Below are 7,017 nucleotides of genomic sequence, written 5' to 3'. Positions count from 1 at the left end.
CGCCCGGCCCAGCGCCCCGGCGACCGCCCGCCCGATCCCCGAGCTGCCGCCCGTCACGACCGCGACCCGTCCCTCCAGCGAGAACAGCTCCGACAGGTAGGACGCGGGGGACGGCCGATCGCTCATGACCGCAGAGTCTACGAGCCGACGGAGTCCCCGATCAGCCGCACCCGGGCAGGCGCCGCCCGCCGGGCGCCGGTCAGGGGTCGAAGCGCCACCGCGACGCGCCGAACGGCTCGGCGGTGGCCACCCCCGCCGCGGTCCGGAACGTCAAGCGGTACAGGTGCCACGGCGGCGGGCCCGCGCTCTGCGCGCTGTAGGGGGCGGTGAGCGCGCCGCCGTCCACCCGCGCCGGCCAGCCGCCCTCCCGGAACCCGGCCGCGACCGGCTCCAGCACCGCGGGATCGGTGACGCGGACCGCCTCGCCCTCCAGCACCAGGTCCACCCCCGGCGCCCGCACCGACAGCGTGCACGCCGGGTTCGCCGCCAGATCGCGGGACTTGCGGGTGCCGGGCCCGCTGGTGAAGTACAGGTCGCCGTCGTGCCACAGCGCGCCCACCCCCGCCGCGTGCGGGCGGCCGTCGGGGCGGACCGTCCCCAGGAACACCGGCGTCTCCGGCTTCGGCAGCGCCTCCCGCAGCGCCGCACGGGCGGTGTCCCAGGTCAGGACACCGTTGCCGTAGATGTCGAGGTTGCGGGTCTGCGCGGGTTCACGGTCGGTCATCGTCGTCCCTCCTGACTATCGAGCGTCCGCAGATGAGACCCCGCCGAGCCCGCGGAATCATCGCCCGCCAAGGGCGCCCCGGACCCGATCCCCGGGGGAATGCGGTCAGGATCTGGCCGCGTTGCCGCGCATACTGGAGGGCATGCCGCCGTCCGAACGCCTGCTGCGGCTGCTGTCGCTGCTGCAGGCCCGCCGCGAATGGAGCGGCCCCGAGCTGTGCGAGCGGCTCGGGGTCAGCGCCCGCACCGTCCGCCGCGACATCGGGCGGCTGCGCGACCTCGGCTACCCCGTGCACGCCGCCCCCGGCGCCGCCGGCGGCTACGGCCTGGCGGCGGGCGCGGCGATGCCGCCGCTGCTGCTCGACGACGAGGAGGCCGTCGCGATCGCCGTCGGGCTCCGCACCGCCGCCGGCGGAGCGGTCGAGGGCATCGGGGAGGCGTCGCTGCGGGCGCTGGCCAAACTCGAACAGGTCCTGCCCGCGCGGCTGCGGCGCCGCGTCACCGCCCTGCACACCGCCACCACCCCCCTGGACACGCCGCCGGCCGGTCCGGGGGCCGATCCGCGGACCCTCACCGTCCTGGCCGCCGCGTGCCGCGACCGCGAACGGCTCCGCTTCACCTACCGGAGCGGGGACGGCGCCGAGTCCGCCCGCACCGCCGAGCCGCACGGGCTCGTCCCGGCCGGGCGCCGCTGGTACCTGGTCGCCTTCGACACCGGACGGGACGCCTGGCGCACCTTCCGCGTCGACCGCATCACCCGACCGCACCCGACCGGCGTGCGGGTCCCGCCGCGCGACCTGCCCGCCGCCGACCCCGCCGCGTTCGTGGCCCGCTCGCGGGCGCGGGCGCAGCAGGTCCGGGCGGTGCTGAAGGTGCACGCGCCCGCCGCCGAGCTGGCCGACCGGTTCCGGGTGAGCGGAACGGAGGTCGAGGCGGTCGACGAGCGCACCTGCGTCCTGCGCACCACCGCCGACTCCCTGGAATGGACGGCGCTGCGCATCGCCTACCTCGACCTGGACTTCGAGGTGCAGGGCCCGCCCGAGCTGGCCGAGCGCCTCACCGCGATGGCCGGCCGCCTCGCCCGCGCCACCGCCCGCCCGCAGCCCGGCCCGCCCGGCCGACGACCCTGACGGGCTAGCCGATGCCCCGGCCCGGTTAGCCGATGATCCGGACGGGCAGGCCGCCGCGGGGACGCATCGCCGTCACGCTGGTCGGCGTGACCGCGGGCGACACCAGCCGCAGCCGGGTGCGGCGCAGCAGGCACGCCAGCATCGTCTTGATCTCCACCGTCGCCAGTGTCGAGCCGATGCAGCGGTGCGGGCCGCCGCCGAACGGCAGGTACGTCGCCGGCGTGGCCGGGCGGTGCAGGTCCGAGGACGGGTCCCACCGCTCGGGGCGGAACCGCCCCGCCTGCGGCCACACCTCCGGCATCCGGTGCGTGACGTAGGGGGAGTACAGCACCATCGCGCCCGCCGGGATCCGGTGCCCGCCGTACTCGAAGTCCTCCACCGGCACCCGGGCGCTGAGCACCGCCGGCGGGAACAGCCGCAGCGTCTCGTTCACCACCCCGTCCAGGAACGTCAGCCCGGGCAGGTCGCCGGCCCGCGGGAGCCGGTCGCCGACCACCTCGGCCACCTCCCGCCGCGCCCGCTCCTCGGCCTCCGGGTGGGTCGCCAGCACGTACACCGCCCACGCCATCGCCGCGCTGGTGGTGTCGTACCCGGCGGAGATGAGGCTGATGACCTGGTCCTGGAGCTCCTGCCGGGTCAGGCCCCCGCCGTCCTCGTCCCGCGCCGCCATCAGCATCGCCAGCACGTCGTCATGCGCCGCCCCGCCCTGCGCGGAGTCCTGCGCGGCGTCCTGGGCGGGGTCCTCGCGGAGGCGGCGCTCGACCTCCTCGTCCACGCGGCGCGCCACCTGCGCGCGGGCCGCGGCGACGCGCCGCATGTAGGGGTTGGGGACCTGCCGCAGCATCATCTGCAGCACGAAGTTGCGGTCGACCGCGGCCAGCGCGACCTGCAGCCGCCGCCCGATCACCTCGGCGTCGGCGGCGAGGCGGTCGCCGAACAGCACCTCGACCGTGCTGCGCCGGATCACCGACCGCAGCTCGGCGTAGGCGTCCAGCGTCCGGCCGGGCCGCCACGTCCGCAGGGCGGCGTCGGTGTTGGCGGCCATCCGCTCCACGTAGGCGCCGACGCGGCGGTGGTGGAACGCCGGCTGCACCAGGCGGCGCCGCCGCCGGTGGTCGTCGCCGTCGCTGACGATCAGCGCGGTCTCCCCGTTCACCGGCACCAGCAGGTCGAACGCGTCCCGCCAGCGGAACAGGCCCGAGTTGGCGAACACGAACGCGTTGGCGTCCGGGCCGAACAGGTGCACCAGCGGCTTGCGGCGCGGCCCGACCGCCGCGACCGGGCCCGCCTCGGCGTGCAGCCGCAGCAGGCTCGCGCACGGGTCGGCGGAGAACGCGACGCCGTGCCGGACCGTCAGCGCCAGCGGCGGGCGGACCGCCCCCCGCGCCCGTCCGGTTCGCGTGCGTCCGGTTCGCGGCGGGCCCGCCGCGCGTGCCCTGCCTGCCGGGGATGGGGGAGTCACGCGCCCACTATGGCACGCTCCCGCGGGCCGCCCGCCGCGCCGCGGCCGGAGCGGCGGTGGGAGTATTGGGGGCGTGAACGACTTCGACGCCGGCGGGCCGGTGAGCGCGCGGCCCGGAGGGGACCCCAAGCCCGGCACGCGGACGGTGGACCGCTCCGTGGCGGTGCTGCGCTCGTTCGAGGGCACTGCCCGGCAGACCCCCACCGAGATCGCGCACCGGGTCGGGCTGTCGGTCAGCACGGCGCACCGCATCGTCCACGCCCTGCACGCCACCGGGATGCTCGGGCAGGACCCCGCGACCGAGCGGTACTTCCTCGGCCCCACCACCGCGATCCTCGGGCGGCTGGCGCTGGAGCGGATGGGCGCCACCCTGCTGCAGCCGGAGCTGACCGCCCTGCGCGACGGGACCGGCGAGGCCGTCAGCCTCGGCATCCGCACCGGCGACGAGGTCGCCGTCCTGCTGCACCTGCCCTCCGCGCATCCGCTGCGGTACGTGCAGCCGCCCGGCGACCGCAACCCGGTCCACGCGTGCGCGATGGGCAAGGCGCTGCTGGCGTTCGGCGGCGAACCCGTCGCGGGCGCCGAGCCCTACGACCGCTACACCCCCGCCACCCTCACCACCCGCGCGGCCCTGGACGCCGACCTGGCCCGCGTCCGCGACCGCGGCCACGCGGTCAACGACGAGGAGCGGCTGGCGGGCGTCCGCGCGGTCGCCGCGCCCGTCCGCGACGGCGGCGGGCGCGTCTTCGCCGCCGTCGCACTACAGGGCCCCGCGGTCCGGTTCGGCGACGACCGGCTGCCCGCCCTGGCCGAGGCCGTCGTGGCCGCCGCCGGGCGCCTCACCGACCTGCACCGCCACCTGTCCTAGCGCCCCGCCCGCCCCGTTCCCGTCCGTTTCGTTCCCGTCCGTTTCGTTCCCGTCCGGCGCTTCCGCGGGCAGGCGGGCCGCGGCGACGGCGGCCAGCTCCTCCAGCAGCGCCGCCACCGCGGGCGGCCGCGGCCCCGCCGGGACCAGCGCCGCGATGCGGCGCCGCCCGGCCACCGGGACGGCGGGACGCGCCACGCCCGGCTCGGCGTGCAGGCCGAGCGCCAGCCCCGGCAGTGTCGTGACGGCCAGGCCGCGGGCGACGAGCCGCTGGATCGCGACATGGTCCTCGGTGGCGAACGCGATGTCGGGGGTGAACCCCGCCCGCTCGCACACCCACCGCAGGTGGTCGCGGCACCGCGCGCAGCCCGACGCCCATGTCTCGCCCGCCAGGTCGGCCAGCCGCGGCCGCGGCGCGTCCGCCACCGGATGCCCCGCCGGGACCAGCAGCCGGATCGGGTCCTCGCCCAGCACGATCTCCCGGAACCGCGACCCGGTGTCGGGCGGCATGTAGGGGTAGCGGAACACCACCGCCACGTCGGTCTCCCCGGCGCGCAGCGCCGCCAGCGCCTCGCCCGGCTCGGCGTCCACCAGCCGCACCGACACCCCCGGCGCGCGGGCCCGCAGCCGCGCCAGCGCGTCGGGCAGCAGCCCGCCGGCGGCGGTCGGGAACACCGCGACCCGCACCCGCCCCGCCCGCAGCCCCGCGACCGCGGCGATCCGCTCCTCGGCGTCGGCCATCCGCGCCAGGACGTCCTCGACGTGCTCGACCAGGATCCGCCCCGCCTCGGTCAGCCGCACGCCGCGGCCGTGCCGCACCACCAGCGGCGTGCCGGCCTCGGCCTCCAGCCGCGCGATGTGGTGCGACATGGCGGGCTGGGTGTAGGCCAGGGACCGGGCGGCCGCGGTCATCGAGCCGAGCCGCGCCACCTCCCGCAGGATCCGGCCGCGGTGCAGGTCCAGCATCCCCGCAAGGTATCAACCGCACTGATGGGACGCCCAGAAAACCGTACTTTGTCCTATGGGCGGTGCGTGCCCGACTATCGAGGCATGAACGTTCCCACCGGCCCGCACCCCTCGGACACCACTTTCCCGGACACCGCCTTCCCGGACGACACCTCCTCGGACGGACCCCTGTCCATCGACGACGCGCGCCGCGAGTTCGGCGCGGGCGTCGCCTACCTCGACACCGCCTCCTACGGCCTGCCGCCCCGCGCGGCGCACGAGGCGATGCTCGCCGCCGAGCGGGACCGCGCCGCCGGGCGGATGACCGCCGCCACGATGGACGAGGCGGTGACCCGCTCCCGCGCCGCGTTCGCGCGGCTGCTCGGCGTCCGCCCCGAGCACGTCGCGTGCGGGCCGCAGGTGTCGTACTTCACCGGGCTGGTCGCGGCGTCGCTGCCCGACGGGGCCGCCGTCCTGACCGCCGAGGGCGACTTCACCTCGCTGCTGTGGCCGTTCGCCGCGCGGCCCGGCCTCACCGTCCGGCAGGTCCCGCTGGAGCGCATCCCCGACGCCGTCGCCGCCGGCGGCGTCGACCTGGTCGCGGTGTCGGCGGTGCAGTCCGCCGACGGCCGCATCGCCCCCATGGACGCGCTGATCGCCGCCGCCCGCGCGCACGGCGCCCGGATCCTGCTGGACGCCACCCAGGCCGCCGGATGGCTGCCGCTGCCCGCCCGCGAGGTCGACTGGCTGGTGTGCGGCGGCTACAAGTGGCTGCTCGGCCCGCGCGGCACCTGCTTCCTCACCGGCACCCCCGAGGCCCTGGACGCGCTGCCCCCGATCGGCGCCGGCTGGTACGCTGGCGCCGACATCTGGGACTCGGTCTACGGGCTGCCGCTGCGGCTGGCGAAGGACGCGCGCCGCCTGGACCTGTCCCCGGCGTGGCAGTGCTGGACCGGGCACGCCCCCGCCCTGGAACTGCTCGTGCGCGTCGGCGTCCCCGCGATCCACGACCACGACACCGGCCTGGCGCGCCGCTTCCGCGCCGCGCTGGGCCTGCCGCCCGGCGACTCGGCGATCGTGCCGGTGCCCGTCCCCGACGGCACCGCCGAGGCGCTGCGCGCCGGCGGCGTGGCCGCCTCGGTGCGGGCGGGACGGCTGCGCTGCGCGTTCCACCTCACCACCACCGAGGCCGACGTCGACAAGGCGGCCGGTCTCCTCGCCCCGATCATCGGCGCGCACCCGCGCTGACCTGCACGGACACGAGCGCGGAAAAAACTTCGAAGAAAAATCCGGGGAGATGTCGATCCGCGTGGCGGCCGCACGACGCGTCAGTGAAAGGCCGATGAGACGCACCGCACGGAAGGACCACCGCCATGACCGCGACCCGCACCCCCACCACGACCGCCGCAACCACCGCCACCGCCGGAGCCGCGAACGGGGCCGACCCCCGCATGACCACGCGGCGCAAGGTGCTGTGGGGCCTGCAGATCTTCCTGGCGGCGTTCCTGTTCTTCGCCTCGGCGCTGCCGAAGTTCGCCGGGCAGGCCGACGCGGTCGAGAGCTTCGACCTGATCGGCTGGGGCCAGTGGTTCCGCTACGTCACCGGCACCGTCGAGGCCGCCGGCGCGATCGCACTGGTCGTCCCGCGGCTGGCCGGGCTCGCCGGGATCGCGCTGATCGGCCTGATGGCCGGCGCCGCCCTCACCCAGATCCTGGTGCTGGAGCCGGCGTGGGCGCTGATGCCCGCCGCGCTCGCCGCGGTGTTCGCCGCCGTCGCCCTGGACCGCCGCGCCGAGTCCCGCCAGGTGCTGCACGCCCTGCGCGGAGCCCTGCGCCGCTGACCCCCCAGAGCGACGCGGGCGTCCCCGGGACCGGCCGGTCCCGGGGACGCC

Annotated in this window: 7 protein-coding genes; 4 read left to right on the top strand and 3 right to left on the bottom strand. The window is 77.2% G+C overall.

Annotation, left to right across the window (positions count from 1 at the left end; all coding sequences use genetic code 11):
- Positions 1–199: 199 nt before the first annotated feature.
- The gene (locus E1266_RS34140; protein WP_132054221.1) at positions 200–724 is read right to left on the bottom strand and encodes a pyridoxamine 5'-phosphate oxidase family protein; all 525 of its coding nucleotides are present in this window, start codon (positions 722–724) and stop codon (positions 200–202) included.
- Positions 725–866: 142 nt separating this feature from the next.
- On the opposite strand from E1266_RS34140, the gene E1266_RS34135 reads away from it, so the two are divergent.
- A complete protein-coding gene (locus tag E1266_RS34135) occupies positions 867–1,853 on the top strand; it encodes a WYL domain-containing protein (protein ID WP_132054219.1) in 987 nt (328 codons plus the stop codon).
- Positions 1,854–1,878: 25 nt separating this feature from the next.
- Here the strand turns inward: E1266_RS34135 and E1266_RS34130 are convergent, their stop codons facing one another.
- A complete protein-coding gene (locus E1266_RS34130) occupies positions 1,879–3,315 on the bottom strand; it encodes a cytochrome P450 (RefSeq protein ID WP_243719244.1) in 1,437 nt (478 codons plus the stop codon).
- Positions 3,316–3,388: 73 nt separating this feature from the next.
- On the opposite strand from E1266_RS34130, the gene E1266_RS34125 reads away from it, so the two are divergent.
- On the top strand, positions 3,389–4,183 hold the full coding sequence (locus tag E1266_RS34125) for an IclR family transcriptional regulator (RefSeq protein WP_243719242.1): 795 nt from the start codon (positions 3,389–3,391) through the stop codon (positions 4,181–4,183).
- Here E1266_RS34125 and E1266_RS34120 read toward each other — a convergent pair.
- Positions 4,076–5,146, bottom strand: a complete 1,071-nt coding sequence (locus E1266_RS34120) for a LysR family transcriptional regulator (protein WP_132054218.1) — start codon at positions 5,144–5,146, stop codon at positions 4,076–4,078. The two genes, E1266_RS34125 and E1266_RS34120, sit on opposite strands and share 108 nt — an antisense overlap.
- A gap of 84 nt (positions 5,147–5,230) precedes the next feature.
- On the opposite strand from E1266_RS34120, the gene E1266_RS34115 reads away from it, so the two are divergent.
- Entirely contained in the window at positions 5,231–6,373 is a 1,143-nt protein-coding gene (locus E1266_RS34115) for an aminotransferase class V-fold PLP-dependent enzyme (RefSeq protein ID WP_132054216.1), read from the top strand.
- 125 nt (positions 6,374–6,498) lie between these two features.
- Positions 6,499–6,966 carry a DoxX family protein gene (locus E1266_RS34110; RefSeq protein WP_132054214.1) on the top strand — a complete coding sequence of 156 codons (468 nt, stop codon included), beginning with the start codon at positions 6,499–6,501 and terminating at the stop codon, positions 6,964–6,966.
- Positions 6,967–7,017 lie beyond the last annotated feature (51 nt).

Source organism: Actinomadura sp. 7K534 (assembly GCF_004348575.1).
GTDB classification, from domain to species: Bacteria; Actinomycetota; Actinomycetes; order Streptosporangiales; family Streptosporangiaceae; genus Spirillospora; species Spirillospora livida.
This window is presented reverse-complemented; position numbering and strand designations above follow the sequence as displayed.

Excerpts from the sequence above, each read along its gene's own strand:
- E1266_RS34140 (WP_132054221.1), bottom strand. The coding sequence starts at position 724 with ATGACCGACCGTGAACCCGCGCAGACCCGCAACCTCGACATCTACGGC.
- E1266_RS34135 (WP_132054219.1), top strand. The coding sequence starts at position 867 with ATGCCGCCGTCCGAACGCCTGCTGCGGCTGCTGTCGCTGCTGCAGGCC.
- E1266_RS34120 (WP_132054218.1), bottom strand. The coding sequence starts at position 5,146 with ATGCTGGACCTGCACCGCGGCCGGATCCTGCGGGAGGTGGCGCGGCTC.
- E1266_RS34115 (WP_132054216.1), top strand. The coding sequence starts at position 5,231 with ATGAACGTTCCCACCGGCCCGCACCCCTCGGACACCACTTTCCCGGAC.
- E1266_RS34110 (WP_132054214.1), top strand. The coding sequence starts at position 6,499 with ATGACCGCGACCCGCACCCCCACCACGACCGCCGCAACCACCGCCACC.